This window comes from Mycobacterium sp. (genome assembly GCF_019247615.1).
In the GTDB taxonomy this organism is placed as follows: Bacteria; Actinomycetota; Actinomycetes; order Mycobacteriales; family Mycobacteriaceae; genus Mycobacterium.
Genome location: NZ_JAFBAT010000019.1, coordinates 1 through 15,472 on the forward strand (window position 1 = coordinate 1; position 15,472 = coordinate 15,472).

The 15,472-nt window shown below is 67.7% G+C and carries 14 protein-coding genes and 1 pseudogene; 4 read left to right on the forward strand and 11 right to left on the reverse strand.

Going from position 1 to position 15,472, the window contains the following annotated elements; translation table 11 throughout:
* Positions 1-64 precede the first annotated feature (64 nt).
* Positions 65-1,849, forward strand: a complete 1,785-nt coding sequence (locus JO059_RS01240; RefSeq protein WP_293314107.1) for a glycosyltransferase — start codon at positions 65-67, stop codon at positions 1,847-1,849.
* A gap of 22 nt (positions 1,850-1,871) precedes the next feature.
* Here the strand turns inward: JO059_RS01240 and ilvC are convergent, their stop codons facing one another.
* Genes ilvC through JO059_RS01255 form a run of 3 tightly spaced genes read right to left on the reverse strand, consistent with a single transcriptional unit; the run spans position 1,872 to position 5,348 of the window.
* Positions 1,872-2,873 (reverse strand): ketol-acid reductoisomerase, encoded by a 1,002-nt coding sequence (ilvC, locus tag JO059_RS01245; protein ID WP_293314148.1) that lies wholly within the window; start codon positions 2,871-2,873, stop codon positions 1,872-1,874.
* A gap of 41 nt (positions 2,874-2,914) precedes the next feature.
* Positions 2,915-3,433: an acetolactate synthase small subunit gene (gene ilvN, locus JO059_RS01250; RefSeq protein WP_293314109.1), complete on the reverse strand. Its 519-nt coding sequence runs from the start codon at positions 3,431-3,433 to the stop codon at positions 2,915-2,917.
* Between the two features lie 52 nt (positions 3,434-3,485).
* A complete protein-coding gene (locus tag JO059_RS01255; RefSeq protein ID WP_293314111.1) occupies positions 3,486-5,348 on the reverse strand; it encodes an acetolactate synthase large subunit in 1,863 nt (620 codons plus the stop codon).
* Between the two features lie 284 nt (positions 5,349-5,632).
* Between JO059_RS01255 and JO059_RS01260 the strand changes: the two genes are divergently transcribed.
* Positions 5,633-6,010: a PH domain-containing protein gene (locus JO059_RS01260; RefSeq protein WP_293314113.1), complete on the forward strand. Its 378-nt coding sequence runs from the start codon at positions 5,633-5,635 to the stop codon at positions 6,008-6,010.
* Between the two features lie 3 nt (positions 6,011-6,013).
* Here the strand turns inward: JO059_RS01260 and JO059_RS01265 are convergent, their stop codons facing one another.
* Complete coding sequence (locus JO059_RS01265; protein WP_293314114.1) at positions 6,014-6,859, reverse strand: DoxX family protein; 846 nt, start codon at positions 6,857-6,859, stop codon at positions 6,014-6,016.
* 227 nt (positions 6,860-7,086) lie between these two features.
* Between JO059_RS01265 and JO059_RS01270 the strand changes: the two genes are divergently transcribed.
* Positions 7,087-8,208 (forward strand): sorbosone dehydrogenase family protein, encoded by a 1,122-nt coding sequence (locus tag JO059_RS01270; protein ID WP_293314116.1) that lies wholly within the window; start codon positions 7,087-7,089, stop codon positions 8,206-8,208.
* 11 nt (positions 8,209-8,219) lie between these two features.
* Here the strand turns inward: JO059_RS01270 and JO059_RS01275 are convergent, their stop codons facing one another.
* From JO059_RS01275 to gatC, 7 genes and pseudogenes are all read right to left on the reverse strand, one after another.
* Positions 8,220-8,756: a flavin reductase family protein gene (locus JO059_RS01275; RefSeq protein WP_293314150.1), complete on the reverse strand. Its 537-nt coding sequence runs from the start codon at positions 8,754-8,756 to the stop codon at positions 8,220-8,222.
* 77 nt (positions 8,757-8,833) lie between these two features.
* Complete coding sequence (locus JO059_RS01280) at positions 8,834-9,772, reverse strand: trypsin-like peptidase domain-containing protein (RefSeq protein WP_293314118.1); 939 nt, start codon at positions 9,770-9,772, stop codon at positions 8,834-8,836.
* 133 nt (positions 9,773-9,905) lie between these two features.
* Positions 9,906-11,432: an Asp-tRNA(Asn)/Glu-tRNA(Gln) amidotransferase subunit GatB gene (gene gatB, locus JO059_RS01285; RefSeq protein WP_293314151.1), complete on the reverse strand. Its 1,527-nt coding sequence runs from the start codon at positions 11,430-11,432 to the stop codon at positions 9,906-9,908.
* A 13-nt stretch (positions 11,433-11,445) separates the two neighbouring features.
* Positions 11,446-11,649 (reverse strand): annotated as a pseudogene (locus tag JO059_RS01290) (MinD/ParA family protein); the annotation flags it as partial.
* 123 nt (positions 11,650-11,772) lie between these two features.
* Complete coding sequence (locus JO059_RS01295; RefSeq protein WP_293314119.1) at positions 11,773-12,804, reverse strand: ATP-dependent 6-phosphofructokinase; 1,032 nt, start codon at positions 12,802-12,804, stop codon at positions 11,773-11,775.
* Between the two features lie 95 nt (positions 12,805-12,899).
* Positions 12,900-14,399 carry an Asp-tRNA(Asn)/Glu-tRNA(Gln) amidotransferase subunit GatA gene (gatA, locus tag JO059_RS01300; protein ID WP_293314121.1) on the reverse strand — a complete coding sequence of 500 codons (1,500 nt, stop codon included), beginning with the start codon at positions 14,397-14,399 and terminating at the stop codon, positions 12,900-12,902.
* Positions 14,396-14,695 (reverse strand): Asp-tRNA(Asn)/Glu-tRNA(Gln) amidotransferase subunit GatC, encoded by a 300-nt coding sequence (gatC, locus tag JO059_RS01305; RefSeq protein ID WP_293314123.1) that lies wholly within the window; start codon positions 14,693-14,695, stop codon positions 14,396-14,398. Before gatC ends, gatA begins: the two co-directional genes overlap by 4 nt.
* A gap of 113 nt (positions 14,696-14,808) precedes the next feature.
* On the opposite strand from gatC, the gene JO059_RS01310 reads away from it, so the two are divergent.
* Positions 14,809-15,465, forward strand: a complete 657-nt coding sequence (locus tag JO059_RS01310; RefSeq protein ID WP_293314124.1) for an amino acid-binding protein — start codon at positions 14,809-14,811, stop codon at positions 15,463-15,465.
* The last annotated feature ends 7 nt before the right edge of the window (positions 15,466-15,472 follow it).

A 15,472-nucleotide genomic window follows, 5' to 3' on the forward strand; every position in this document is an offset into this window, starting at 1 on the left:
AAAGGGCCGCCGCATCTGACCAGATTCCACAACCGCGCTGGTGGTCGCCGGGTACGATCTGGCCGTGCCCGACCGAAAAGCACGCCCCGCGATCTGCCTGAACATGATCGTGCGCAACGAGGCGCACATCATCCGCGAGACGCTCGACACGGTCGCGCCCTACATCAGCTCGTGGGTGATTGTGGACACCGGCTCCGACGACGGCACCCAGGACCTCATCCGCGACTACATGGCACGCCGCGGCATTCCGGGTGAGCTCTACGAACGCCCGTGGCGCAACTTCGGCCACAACCGGTCCGAGGCACTGCAACTGGCACAGGGCCACGGCGACTACATCTGGGTCATCGACGCCGACGACACCGTCGTCGGCACACTGGATTTCGGCCGGCTCGGCGCCGACATGTACGAAATGCGGCAGCGGTCCCCGTTCGGCACCTTCTGGCGTCCCCTGTTGTTCCGCGACGGGCTGCCCGCCCGCTATGCGGGTGTGGTCCACGAATACGTCACGTGTGACGGCCCTTTCGTCGGTGCGCGCCTCGAGGGCGACTACAACATCGAATCCCGTCGCCTCGGTGCCCGCAACCAGGATCCGCAGAAGTATGCGCGCGACCGCGACCTGTTGCTAGCCGAGGTCGAACGCAACCCCGACGATGCGCGCTCGGTGTTCTATCTGGCCCAGAGTTACTGGGACCTCAACGATTTCGTGAACGCGCGCAAGTGGTATGAGCGCCGCGTCGAGATGGGCGGCTGGGACGAGGAGGTCTTCTACGCGCGGTACCAGATCGCTGATGTGTTGCCGAAACTCGGTGCATCGTGGCCCGAGGTGCAAGATGCGTACTTGCGGGCGTGGGAGTTTCGGCCGACCCGCGCCGAACCGCTGTATGCGATCGCGCGTCGATACCGCCTCGATGGACGCTATCGCCTCGGCTACCTGTTCGCCCAGCGCGCCGCCGAAATCCCCCTACCCGAACAGGACACATTGTTCGTGCTTGCGGACGTTCACGCCTGGCGGGCGGCCGACGAGCAGGCGGTGTGCGCATCCTGGATCGACAAGCGCGCCGAGGCGTTCACCTTGAACCGGCGCCTGCTGGCCCGCCCCGACATCCCCGACCAAGACCGGCAACGGATCGCGGCCAACCGCGACGTCTGCGCCGCGACCATGATCGAAACCGCCTCGGCCTATCCCGAGTCGCTGATCCGATCCCTGCAGCACCTGGTCACCGGCCCACACCAGACAGAAGTGGTCGTCAGCCTGGTCGCGGGCCCCAACCCGGCCCGCATCGAACACACACTGAACTCCTTCGTGAACTGCTGCACCGACATCTCGCGCGTCGGGCGCTTCCTCGTCATCGAGGCCGGCCTGCCGGCCCAAGACCGCGCCAGGCTGCGCGAACGCTACGGATTCCTCGAGTTCGCCCGCTGCGGCCCCGCCGAAGGGCCCGGCGCCCAACTGGCCGCGCTGCGCAGCCAGATCGATGGACGGTACTGGCTACACCTGGGCGAGGGCTGGCGATTTTTTGCACCCGAAAACCTCATCACCCGCCTGAGCGCCGTGCTGCAAGCCGAACCCCAGGTCTTCCAGGTGGGCATCAACCTCGCCGACGCCGTCAAACTCACCGGCGCCAGCGCACCCGAGGCCGCGGTGCGTCGCACACCCGAAACCGGCCGCTATGTCCTCACCCAGGAAGTGGCCTGCGGTCCGGCGATGTTCGACACCGCGCGACTGGACCGTGCCGGCGGCGTGCACGACGTCGACCCCGAACCATTCGCGGCCCTCGGACGCCGAGCCACCGCCGCCAGACTCTGCACAGCCACCCTCGACGAAGTGCTCTGCATCAGCTCGGTCTGATGCGGCGGCCGCACGAAAACCGTTACGCCGTCTCGGTGATCGGGCGGTCGACCCAGCTCATGAGACCGCGCAGCTTCTTGCCGGTGACCTCGATGGGATGATCGGCGTTGCGCTGACGCAGGTCCTGCAGCTGCTTGCCGCCACCCTCGACGTCGGCGACCAATTTCTTGACGAAGCTGCCGTCCTGGATGTCGCGCAGAATTGCGCGCATCCGCTCCTTGGTGTCGGCGTCGATGACGCGCGGGCCGGACAGGTAGCCACCGAACTCCGCGGTGTCGGACACCGAGTAGTACATCCGCGAGATGCCGCCCTCATACATCAGGTCCACGATCAGCTTGAGCTCGTGCAGCACCTCGAAGTACGCCAGTTCCGGCGCGTAACCCGCGTCGACCATCACGTCAAAGCCGGCCTTCACCAATTCCTCGACGCCGCCGCACAATACGGTCTGCTCGCCGAACAGGTCGGTTTCGGTCTCGTCTTTGAACGTCGTCTTGATGACCCCGGCGCGGGTGCCGCCGATGGCCTTGGCGTAGGACAGCGCCAACGCCTCCCCCTGCCCGGTCGGGTCCTGGTCGACGGCGATCAAGCAGGGCACACCCTTGCCGTCGACGAACTGGCGTCGCACCAGGTGTCCGGGACCCTTGGGCGCGACCATCGCGACGGTGACGTCGGCGGGCGGCTTGATCAGGTCGAAGTGGATGTTGAGCCCGTGGCCGAAAAACAATGCGTCACCGGCGTTCAGGTTGGGCTCGATGTCGTTTTTGAAGATGTCGGCCTGGGCGGTGTCGGGCGCCAGCAGCATGATGACGTCGGCCCACTTCGCGACCTCGGCCGGGGTGTCGACGTCCAGTCCCTGCTCGGAGACCTTGGGCCGCGACTTCGAGCCCTCCTTCAACCCGACGCGCACCTGCACCCCCGAGTCCCGCAGGCTCAGCGAATGGGCGTGACCTTGGCTGCCGTACCCGATCACACCGACCTTGCGCCCCTGGATGACGGACAGGTCTGCATCGTCGTCGTAGAACATCTCTAATGCCTCTGGCACGGGTGTATCTCCTTTGTTTTCAGCTACTTTGCGGTTCCCATACCGCGCGGACCGCGGGATAGCGACACCATTCCGGACTGGGCGATTTCGCGGATGCCGAACGGCTCCAGCACGCGCAGGAATGCCTCGATCTTGCCGCGGTCGCCGGTCGCCTCGATGGTCAGCGATTCCGGAGACACATCGATGACCTTGGCGCGGAACAGGTTTACCGCTTCGATCACCTGGCTGCGACTACCCGCGTCGGCGCGCACCTTGATCATCGCCAATTCGCGAGACACCGAGTTGGCGTCGTCCTGCTCGATGATCTTGATGACGTTGATCAACTTGTTCAGCTGCTTGGTGATCTGCTCGAGCGGGGTCTCCTCGGCGGAGACCACGATGGTCATCCGGGACATGTCCTTCTGCTCCGTGGCACCCACGGCCAGCGACTCGATGTTGAAGCCGCGCCGCGAGAACAGCGCCGCCACGCGCGCGAGCACGCCGGGCTTGTCTTCGACCAACACCGACAGGGTGTGCGTTCGCGGTGTGTGTGCGCTGTTCATATGCGCCGCTCCTCCTCATCGCTACGCTCTGCATCGTCGCCGGCGCTGTTCATCAGACGTGCCCTTCGCTTTCGTCGTCGAACAGCGGACGAATGCCGCGAGCGGCCTGGATCTCGTCATTGCTGGTGCCGGCGGCGACCATCGGCCAGACCTGTGCGTCGGCGCCGACGATGAAGTCGATCACCACGGGCCGGTCGTTGATCTCGCGTGCCTTGTTGATCACGTCGACGACGTCTTCCTCTCGCTCGCAACGCAATCCGACGCAACCCAACGCCTCGGCCAGCTTCACGAAGTCGGGGATGCGGTGCGAGTGGGTGGCCAGATCCGTCTGCGAATAGCGCTCCGCGTAGAACAGGCTCTGCCACTGGCGCACCATGCCCAAATTGCCGTTGTTGATCAGCGCCACCTTGATGGGCGCGCCTTCGATCGCGCAGGTGGCCAGCTCCTGGTTGGTCATCTGGAAGCAGCCGTCGCCGTCGATCGCCCAAACCTCGGCGTCCGGGCGAGCGATCTTGGCGCCCATGGCCGCCGGAACGGCAAACCCCATGGTGCCGAGCCCGCCGGAGTTCAGCCAGGTGCGCGGCTTCTCGTACGAGATGAACTGCGCGGCCCACATCTGGTGCTGGCCGACGCCGGCGACGTAGACGGCGTCCGGGCCGGCGATCTGGCCCAGCTTCTCGATCACGAATTCGGGGCTCAGGCTGCCGTCGCTCTGCGGGCCGTAGCTCAGCGGGTAGGTGGCCTGGACGCTGTGCAAGTACGCCCACCAGTCCGTCATCTCGATGTGCCCCGGAACATCATGGTGGTGCAGCATCGCGATCAGATCGGTGATGACGGCCTTGACGTCACCGACGATCGGCACGTCGGCGTGCCGGTTCTTGCCGATCTCGGCCGGGTCGATATCGGCGTGGATGACCTTGGCCTCGGGTGCGAACGAGTCCAGCTTTCCCGTCACCCGGTCGTCGAACCGGGTGCCGAGGGCGATCAGCAGGTCACTGCGCTGCAGCGCCGCCACCGCGGCCACCGTGCCGTGCATACCGGGCATGCCCAGGTTCTGCGGGTGGCTGTCCGGAAAGGAACCGCGCGCCATGAGCGTGGTGACGACCGGGATGCCGGTCAGGTCGGCCAGCTCGCGCAACTGCTCGGTCGCCTCGCCGCGGATCACCCCACCGCCCACGTACAAGACCGGTTTGTGTGCTGCCGCGATCAGCTTGGCGGCCTCGCGGACCTGCCTGTTGTGCGGCTTGGTGTTGGGCTTGTAGCCGGGCAGGTCCATCTTCGGCGGCCAGCTGAAGGTGCACTGGCCCTGCAGCACGTCCTTGGGAATGTCGACGAGCACCGCACCCGGACGGCCCGACGCCGCGATGTGGAACGCCTCGGCGATCACCCGCGGGATCTCGTCGCCGGAGCGTACCAGGAAGTTGTGCTTGGTGATCGGCATCGTGATGCCCGAGATGTCGGCCTCCTGGAAGGCGTCTGTGCCGATCAGCCCGCGGCCCACCTGCCCGGTGATGGCGACGACGGGAATCGAGTCCATCTGGGCGTCGGCCAGCGGGGTGACCAGGTTGGTGGCGCCGGGACCCGACGTCGCCATCATCACGCCGACCCTGCCGGTGGCGTGGGCGTATCCGCTGGCGGCGTGCCCGGCGCCCTGCTCGTGGCGGACGAGCACGTGGCGCAGCTTTTTCGAGTCGAACAGCGGGTCATATACCGGAAGCACGGCGCCACCGGGGATTCCGAAGATGACCTCGACGTCGAGTTCCTCGAGTGACCGGATGACCGACTGGGCACCGGTAAGTTGCTCCGGTGCAAGGCGTTTCGGTGCGGCCGGAACTTTCGCGGCGGGTTTCACCGCATCGGAGGCAATGTCGGCCGCGCTCTGCGTCGTGCCGGGGGGCCTGGTGGGAGCGCTCACTGTCGTCGGGTCCTATTCACTCTCGGGAGTCTCGTTGCTGCGCAAGAAAAAACCCCCGTCAGCTGGGCTGCTGTACGAGGGCTGGCGCGTTGGTGCTGGATCGCTTCAAATGCCGAAGGCTAGTCAGGCACCAACGCGCCGACTAAGGGTACTACGAGCATTCCGGGCTTTCCGGCGGTGTCCATAGCGTCCGACGGTAACCTTCGCACAGCTCAGGAGTCAAATCCGGTGCCGGCGCGCGGTGCCCCGCGCCCGGGAGCCGGGCGCGGTGCGATGATGCGAGGGTGGCTACTGATTCGCCCGTGGTGATCAAGGTTTCGCCGATGGCCCACCTCGCCGTCGGGTTCTTCACCCTGGGGTTGCTCATCCCGGTGCTCGCCTGGCCGCCCTCGGCGCCGCTGCTGCTGCTCCCGGTTGTCTTGTCGGCGTTGATCGTTCGGCTCCGCACCGTCGCCGACGAGCAGGGGGTGACCGTTCGCACCCTGCTCGGCAGCCAGACCGTGCGCTGGGACGACATCGACGGGCTGCGCTTTCACCGTGGATCCTGGGCACGCGCCCGCCTCAAAAGCGGTGCCGAGCTGCGCTTGCCCGCGGTGACGTTCGCGACGCTGCCGCAGCTGACGGAGGCCAGCTCGGGAAGGGTGCCCAATCCCTACCGCTGAGCATCAGGCGATCGGATTGACCCCGTTCAGCAGCACCCACACCGCGATGCCGGCGGCGATGCCGGCCAAAAGGGCCACGAACGACCCGATGAAGGGCCGCAGGGCCCAACCGCGGCCGGCGTCCAGGCCATAGCGGCCCGGCCCGCACAGGATGACCGCGACCGCCAGCACGATCAGGGTGATCTTGTATTCCTGGCCGTGGGGCAGGAAGTACGAGAACGCCTGCGAACGCGGGCCACCCGAAACGGTGGCCAGCAGCTCGTTGATCAGGAACGCCAGCGCGCCCGCCGCGGCGACCGGGGTGAACAGTCCAAGGATCAGCAGCACGCCGGCAACGATCTCCCCGCCCGCGCTGACGTAGGCCAGGATGTCGGCGTGCTGGTAGCCGACATCGGACAGCGAATTCTTCAGACCGGTCAGCCCCCCGCCGCCCCACCACCCGAACAGCTTTTGCAGCCCGTGGGCGGCCAACACGACTCCGAGGCCAACCCGCAAGACCAGCAAACCCAGATGTTGGGTGCCGCGCCGGTCGGCAACGCCGGCCCTGCCCTTGTCCTCGTAGGTGTCGACTTCGGGTGGCTGCACCGGCTGCGGGGCCGCCGGCTGGGGCTGCACGTACGGCAAGGGCTCCTGCTGGTCGAGCAGCGAATACCCCCCGCCCGCTCCACCACCCGCGGCCGCAAGGTCGCGCTGCGGGATGACGGTGGTGGTTCCGAAGTCGCCCGGATACCCCACTGGTGTCAGATCGTCTTCGGGGTCGACCAAACGCGCCGAGGCTGGACGCGCCGGTATTGGTTCCGGGGATTCACTGGGCCGGCTCCAATGTGCGTCATTCGATTGACTGGTCACGCGTGTCAGGGTAAGGGCAAATGGGCCTGAATCGGGGATTTGAGCGGCGCTTTCGCCGTTTAGTCTGCCAAATGGGCCCGGATTGGCTCCAAATCGCCTTTCGTGCCCGGCGGAAGGACTGCGGAGCGGGTGAACGCCCTTGCGGTGCCGACAGCTTTCTGGAGCGCCCGCAGGCGCCCGCGGGGTGATGTGGCGGCGGTGCCAGCACTGTCCGTAGCCTGTCGGTCATGCGGATACGGCGGTCGCTTCGGTGCGGGCTCGCTGCCCTCTGCGCGGTGGTGCTCGCCTCGAGCGGGTGCGCGCGGTTCAACGACGCCCAATCTCAACCGTTCACCACCAATCCCGTACTCAAGCCTCAGCCCAGCTCGACGCCGCCCCCGCCGCCGCCGCTGCCGCCCACGCCCTTTCCCAAACAGTGCCCGGCGCCGGGGGTGATGCAAGGCTGCCTGGAATCCACCAGCGGCCTCATCATGGGCGCCGACAGCAAAACGGCGTTGGTCGCCGAACGCACAACCGGTGCGGTGAAGGACATCTCCGTCAGCGCCGAGCCCAAGGTGAAGGTGGTCATCCCCGTCGACCCGTCCGGCGACGGTGGCTTGATGGACATCGTGCTGTCGCCCACCTACAACCAGGACCGCCTGATGTACGCCTACGTCAGCACGCCCAGCGACAACCGGGTGATCCGCATCGCCGACGGCGACGTACCGAAGGACATCCTGACCGGGATCCCGAAGGGCGCCACGGGGAACACCGGGGCGTTGATCTTCACCAGCCCCACCACGCTGGTGGTGATGACCGGCGACGCGGGCAACCCGGCGCTGGCCGCCGACCCCAAGTCATTGGCCGGCAAGGTGCTGCGCATCGAGCAACCGACCACCATCGGCCAGGCGCCGCCGACGACGGCCTTGTCGGGCGTCGGCGCCGCGGGCGGGCTGTGCATCGACCCCGTCGACGGCTCGCTGTATGTCGCCGACCGCACCCCCACGGCCGACCGGTTGCAGCGCATCACCAAGACCTCGCAGGTGTCGACGGTGTGGACGTGGCCGGACAAGCCCGGCGTGGCCGGCTGCGCGGCAATGGACGGGACGGTGCTGGTCAATCTGATCAACACCAAGCTGACGGTGGCGGTCCGCCTCGCGCCGAAAACCGGTGCGGTCACCGGTGAACCCGACGTGGTCCGCAAGGACACCCACGCCCATGCATGGGCCCTGCGGATGTCACCGGACGGAAACGTTTGGGGCGCAACGGTTAACAAGACGGCCGGCGACGCCGAGAAGCTGGACGACGTGGTGTTCCCGCTGTTTCCGCAGGGCGGCGGCTTCCCGCGCAACAACGACGACAAGACCTGATCAGCCGGCAGTCACAGGCCGTCGAGCGTGAACCTCAGGCCGTATCGCCGCGCCATGTCACTGGGTGTGCTGGTGAGTAGCCGCTGCGAATCCTCGTGGCCCGGTTCGAAGTCGTCGAGATCCGACAGGTAAAGCGGATCCTCGGAGCACTCGGGTGCCCATGTAGCGATGGGTTGCAGAAGGAAGGCGACGTGATCCCCGGCGTCCATCCAATTCAGCGTCCTACCGACGAACCATGCGATCGCGTCGTCCAGGATCGGCATTCCCTGCGGACCGGCGCGCCACGAGCACCGATCGAATTTGTTGACCTGATGGCCGGTTTGGCCACCGAACAGTTCGGCCAGCACGCGTTGGTGGCGGGCCAGCACGTGCACCGCGAGGTGCTGGGACCGGCTCGCCACCTCCACGGTGTGGCTGGTCTTGGAGACGCCGATCATGAATGTTGACGGCTCTACGCTCGTCTGGGTCGCAAAGCTGACCAGACATCCTGCGGGAACACCGGCGGCCTGAGTCGTCACCACGAAGGCCGGATAATCCAGCATCGCCATCAAGTCGTCGAAGGATTCGTCCGCCACGCCAACAATCATGGATCCGCGCGGTGGCGTTCAACCCGGTTTTCGTGCGATCAGCCGGCCAACTCCAGGGGCACCACCACGACGTCCACGAGCGCGCCGTTGCGCCACACCGTCATCTCGATCCGGCGTGCGATCGCGTCCTCGACCATCAGCTGCTGGATCGCGGTCGCGGTGACGACGCGCCGCCCGTCGACGCTGACCACGATGTCGCCGCGCCGCACGCCCGCTTTGGCGGCCGGGCTGCCGGCGACAACGCTGGCCACCTGCAGGCCGTGGGAGGTGCCGAGCTTGGCCGACACGGCCGGCGGCACCGGGACATGCGCTCCGGCGATGCCCAGCCAGGCGCGCCGCACCCGACCGTTGTGCATGAGCGCCGCGATGATCCTGTGGGTCGAGGAGTTGATCGGCACGGCCAGGCCCAGGCCGACACCGGCGACCGCCGTACTCACCCCGACCATCCGGCCACGGCTGTCGGCGAGTACGCCCCCACTGTTGCCCGGATTGAGCGCGGCATCCGTCTGGATCACCTCGTCGACGACACGGCCTTCGCGTGTGGGCAGTGACCGCCCGAGGCCGGACGCGATGCCGGCGGTGACGCTGCCGGCCAGACCCATCGGGTTCCCCACCGCCACCACGAGTTGTCCCACGCGCAGGTCTTCGGCTCGTCCCAGGGTGACGGGCGGCGGAACGGCGCCGCGCGCCTTCAGCACGGCCAGGTCGGACAGCTCGTCCCGACCGACGACATCGGCGGCCACTGCGGTGCCATCGGCGAACGTCGCCTCGGCGGAGCCGGCCCCGGCGACGACGTGCGCACTGGTCAGCAGGTAACCGTCGGCCGTGATGACGCTTGCACTGCCCCCGCCTTTGGAGCTGGCGCCGCCGCGCCGCGTCTGCACCGCCAGGCTCGCCACGCTGGGCAGCACCGTGTCAGCTACCGCGGTGACCACGGCGGAGTACGCGTCCAGGGCTTCGTGATCGTCGTCAGGCATAACCGGCTCAGCGTCCGGGCCGTGTCCGGTATGCCCCAGTTCGCCGGCGGCAGAACGTCTAAGCCCGATGACGCCGACCCGTCCCCCGGCTTCGCGGGGGTACCCACTGCGTCCGGCTGCGCCGCGCTTGCCGCTAGGCCTGGCCGCAGGCGGCGAGGACGAGTTCACGCACCCGGGCCGCGTCGGCCTGCCCGCGGGTGGCCTTCATCACCGCACCGACGATCGCACCGGCCGCGGCCACCTTGCCGCCGCGGATCTTTTCGGCCACATCGGGATTGGCAGCCAGGGCTTCGTTGACGGCGGCCTGGGTCACCGAGTCGTCGCGCACCAGCGCCAAACCTCGGGCGGTCATCACCTGCTCGGGCTCACCCTCCCCGGCCAACACGCCCTCGACGACTTGGCGGGCCAGTTTGTTGGATAGCTTGCCTTCGTCGACCAGCGCCACCACGGCGGCGACCTGGGCCGGCGTGATGGCCAACCCGTCCAATCCGATGTTCGCCTCGTTCGCCTTCTGGACCAAGAAGCTTCCCCACCAGGCGCGCGCCTGCTCGCTGGATGCGCCGTGTTTGACGGTCTCCATCACCAATTCGACGGCTCCCGCGTTGACGAGATCGCGCATGACCTCGTCGGAAATGCCCCACTCATCCTGAATCCGCTTGCGGCTCAACCACGGTAGCTCCGGGATGGTCTGCCGCAACTGCTCGACCCACTCGCGGCTCGGCGCAACGGGTTCCAGGTCGGGTTCGGGGAAATACCGGTAATCCTGCGCGGTCTCCTTGGTGCGGCCCGGGCTGGTGTATCCGGACTCGTGAAAGTGCCTGGTCTCCTGGATGATTCGGCCGCCGGCGGCCAAGACCGCTCCCTGGCGCTGCATTTCGTAACGCACGGCGACCTCGACGCTCTTGAGCGAGTTGACGTTCTTGGTCTCGGTTCGGGTCCCGAACTCGGACGTCCCCTTGGGCATCAGCGAGACGTTCGCGTCACAGCGCATCGACCCCTGATCCATCCTGACGTCGGAAACATCCAAGGCGCGCAACAAGTCGCGTAAGGCCGTCACGTAGGCCCGGGCGATCTGCGGGGCCCGTTCTCCAGCTCCGACAATCGGTTTGGTGACGATCTCTATCAACGGCACGCCGGCGCGGTTGTAGTCGATCAGCGACGTCGTCGCGCCGTGAATGCGGCCGGTTTCGCTGCCCAGGTGAGTGAGTTTGCCGGTGTCCTCTTCCATGTGCGCCCGCTCGATCTCCACCCGCCGGGTGGTGCCGTCTTCCAGCGGCGCGTCGAGGTAGCCGTTGACGGCGATCGGCTCGTCATACTGCGAAATCTGATAGTTCTTCGGCATGTCCGGATAGAAGTAGTTTTTCCGGGCGAATCGGCACCAGGGGACGATCTCACAATTCAGCGCCAGCCCGATCCGGATCGCGGACTCGACGGCGGCCTGGTTGAGCACCGGCAGGGAGCCGGGCAGGCCCAGGCATACCGGACACACCTGGGTGTTGGGTTCGGCGCCGAATGCGGTGGCGCAACCGCAGAACATCTTGGTCGCGGTGGACAGCTCGACATGCACCTCGAGACCGAGGACCGGATCAAAACGCTCGGTGACGTCGTCGTAGTCGAGCAACTCAGGCCCGGCGGCAACACTCATGCCGACGATCGTAATGGTGGCCGACCGATCACATCCGATGTGGCGGGCGCCCGGCCGCCAGGCGCAGGCCGGGCTCCATACCCGCTGCGGGGAACACGTCGGCCAGCACGGCTGCCATCTCCAGATAGCTGCGACGGCTTTCCTTGCTCAACCGATCCAGGCTGATTTCTTTGCCGTCATGCACGTGCCGATCGAACGGCAACACTACGGTGGCCGCGACGTGCGCGGACAACCCTGGGCGCAACAGTCCTCGCCAGCCGGAGCGCTCGGCGTCGGCCGCTGGGTATAACCGCTCCCGACCGGCCGAAAACCGCGCATCTGGCACGGAGCCCGTAGCAGCACCGCCTGGTTGACCCTAGCCGAAGAAAGCCGCCGCGTCGTCGTAGCGGCTTTCGGGCACCAGCTTGAGTTGGCGCGTCGCGTCCGCCAGCGGCACCCGCCCGATGTCCTGGCCACGCAACGACACCATCTGCCCGTACTCACCCGCGTGCGCGGCGTCGGCCGCGTTGACGCCGAACCGGGTGGCCAGCACGCGGTCGTAGGCCGTGGGTGTGCCGCCCCGCTGAACGTGGCCGAGCACGGTCACCCGCACGTCCTTGTTGATCCGCTTTTCCACCTCGACGCCCAGCTGGGCCGCGACGCCGGTGAAACGCTCGTGGCCGAACTCGTCGATTCCGCCCTCGCGCAAGCTGATTGACCCGGGAATGGGCTTGGCGCCTTCGGCGACGACGCAGATGAAGTGCGAATCCCCGCGCTGGAAGCGCCTTTTGACGAGCCGGCAGACCTCCTCGACGTCGAAGGGCTGCTCGGGGATCAGGGTCATGTGCGCGCCGGAGGCCAGTCCGGCGTTGAGGGCGATCCAGCCCGCGTGCCTGCCCATCACCTCCACCAGCATCACCCGTTGATGGGATTCGGCGGTGCTGTGCAGGCGGTCGATGGCGTCGGTGGCCACGGTCAACGCGGTGTCGTGGCCGAAAGTGACGTCGGTGCAATCGATGTCGTTGTCGATCGTCTTGGGCACGCCGACCACCGGTACGTTCTCCTCCGACAGCCAGTGGGCGGCGGTCAGGGTGCCCTCCCCGCCGATCGGGATCAACACGTCGATGCCGTTGTCGTCCAAGGTCTGCTTGATCTGATTCAGCCCGGCCCGCAGCTTGTCGGGGTGCACGCGCGCGGTGCCGAGCATGGTCCCGCCTTTTGCCAACAGCCGGTCGTTGCGGTCGTCGTTGGCCAGCTGCATGCGCCGGTTCTCGAGCAACCCGCGCCACCCGTCCTGGAACCCAACCACCGACGAGCCGTATCGGGAGTAGCAGGTGCGCACCACCGCCCGGATTACGGCATTGAGCCCGGGGCAGTCGCCGCCCCCGGTGAGAATTCCGATCCGCATGCCCTCATCTTGCACCGCGGCCCTAATGGTTGGAGCGAGCAGACGCAAAATCCCGTCAATCGCGCGGTTTTAGGGCGACTTTGCGTCTGCTCGCGCTACACGGTGGGGGCGCTCGGCAGCGGACCGCGGGCGGCCTCATAGGCCGCGCCCACGCGGTAGAGACGGTCGTCGGCCAACGCCGGAGCCATGATCTGCAGCCCGACGGGCAGGTCGTCGTCCGGGGACAGCCCCGACGGCACCGACATTCCGCAATGACCGGCCAAATTGAGCGGCAGCGTGCACAGGTCGAACAGGTACATCGCCAGCGGATCGTCCACCTTCTCCCCCAACGGGAACGCAGTGGTGGGAGTCGCGGGCGACACCAGCACGTCGACGGATTCGTAGGCCCGGTCGAGGTCGCGGGCGATCAGCGTGCGTACCTTCTGCGCCTGGTTGTAATACGCGTCGTAGTAACCGGCCGAGAGCGCGTAGGTGCCGATTATGATGCGGCGTTTGACCTCTGGGCCAAAGCCGGCGGCGCGGGTCAGCGCCATGACTTCCTCGGCGGAATGCGTGCCGTCGTCGCCGACCCGCAGCCCGTAGCGCATCGCGTCGAAGCGGGCCAGGTTGCTGGACACCTCGGACGGCAGGATCAGGTAGTAGGCGGCCAGCGCATGGTCGAAATGCGGGCAGTCGACTTCGCTGACCTCGGCGCCCAGTTTCGTCAGCAGCCCGACAGCGGCTTCAAACGACGCCAGCACTCCGGGCTGGTACCCGTCGCCGCGCAGCTGGCGAACCACGCCGACGCGCACGCCGCGCAGGTCACCGGCCGCGCCCGCGCGGGCAGCGCCCACAACGTCGGGCACCTCGGCGTCGACGGATGTGGAGTCGCGGCCGTCATGCCCGGCGATCACCTGGTGCAGCAGCGCGGTGTCGAGCACGGTGCGCGCGCATGGGCCGCCCTGGTCCAGCGACGACGCGCACGCGACCAGCCCGTAGCGGGACACCGTGCCGTAGGTGGGCTTGACGCCGACCGTCGCGGTTAGCGCGGCCGGCTGACGGATGGAGCCTCCGGTGTCGGATCCGATGGCCAGCGGTGCCTGGAACGCGGCCAGCGCCGCGGCGCTGCCACCGCCGGAGCCGCCGGGCACCCGGTCCAGGTCCCACGGGTTGCGGGTGGGGCCGTAGGCCGAGTTCTCCGTCGACGAGCCCATCGCGAACTCATCCATGTTGGTCTTGCCCAGGATCGGGATGCCGGCGGCACGCAACCGCGCGGTGACGGTCGCGTCATACGGGGAGCGCCAGCCCTCGAGGATCTTGGACCCGCAGGTGGTGGGCATGTCGACGGTGGTGAACACGTCCTTGAGGGCCAGCGGGACACCGGCCAACGCCGACGGCAGCGGGTCACCGGCGGCCACCGCGTTGGCGATCTGCTTGTCTACGGCGGCCGCCGCGGCCAACGCCTCGTCGGCCGCGACGTGCAGGAAGGCGTGGTACCGGTCATCGGTGGCCTGGATCTGATCGAGGCAGGCTCGGGTGATCTCCGTGGACGACAACTCCTTGGCGGCCACCCTGGCGGCCAGCGTGGCGGCGTCGGCTCGGACGATGTCGGTCACTCGGCGTCCCCGAGGATCTGCGGCACGGCGAAGCGGCCGTCGACGGCTTCGGGCGCCTCGGCGAGCGCCTCGGCCTGCGTTAGGCACGGCGTCCGCTCGTCCGGCCGGGTGACGTTGACGTCCTTGAGCGGGTTGTCGGTGGGTTCGACGCCGGTGACATCGACCGATTGGACCTGGCTGACGTGGGTCAGGATGGCGTCCAATTGGCCGGCGAAGCTGTCCAGCTCGGCATCGGTCAGCGCCAGCCGGGCCAGCCGCGCCAGGTGCGCCACGTCGTCGCGAGAGATCTGAGACACGAGCGCAAAGCCTACCCACCCGCGACTGTGCGGCTGGCCGCACGCTCGCCGACCGGCGGCGACTGCTCTCAACCGAAATGCCGCACGCTCGATGCTGTGCAACAGTGTTGGCCGTGCCGTCGTATCTGTTGCGCATCGAGCTAGCGGACCGCCCGGGCAGCCTGGGCGCGCTGGCCGTCGCGCTCGGCTCGGTGGGCGCCGACATCCTGTCGCTCGACGTGGTGGAGCGCAGTTCTGGTTATGCGATCGACGACCTGGTCATCGAGCTGCCGCCGGGGGCGATGCCGGACCGGCTGATCACCGCGGCGGAGTCACTCCCCCACGTGCGCGTGGACAGCGTCCGCCCGCATACCGGGCTCCTGGAGGCGCACCGCGAGCTCGAGCTTCTCGACCACGTCGCCGCGGCCGGCGACGACACTTCCCGGCTTAAAGTGCTGGTCAACGGGGCGCCCAAGGTGCTGCGGGTCAGCTGGTGCACGGTGTTGCGCAGTTCTCAGGGGGAACTGGAACGCCTCGCCGGCAGCCCCGGGTGTCCGGAAACCAAGGCGGATTCCGCCCCCTGGCTGCCGATCGAACGCGCGGCGGCGCTCGACCATACTGCCGAGTGGGTGCCGCAGGCGTGGCGCGACATGGACACCATGATGGTCGCGGCGCCGCTGGGCGACCCGCACACGGCGGTGGTGCTGGGCCGTCCGGGCCCGGAATTCCGGCCGTCCGAGGTCGCCCGGCTGGGCTACCTGTCCGGCATCGTGGCGACGATGCTGCGCTGAACGCCTG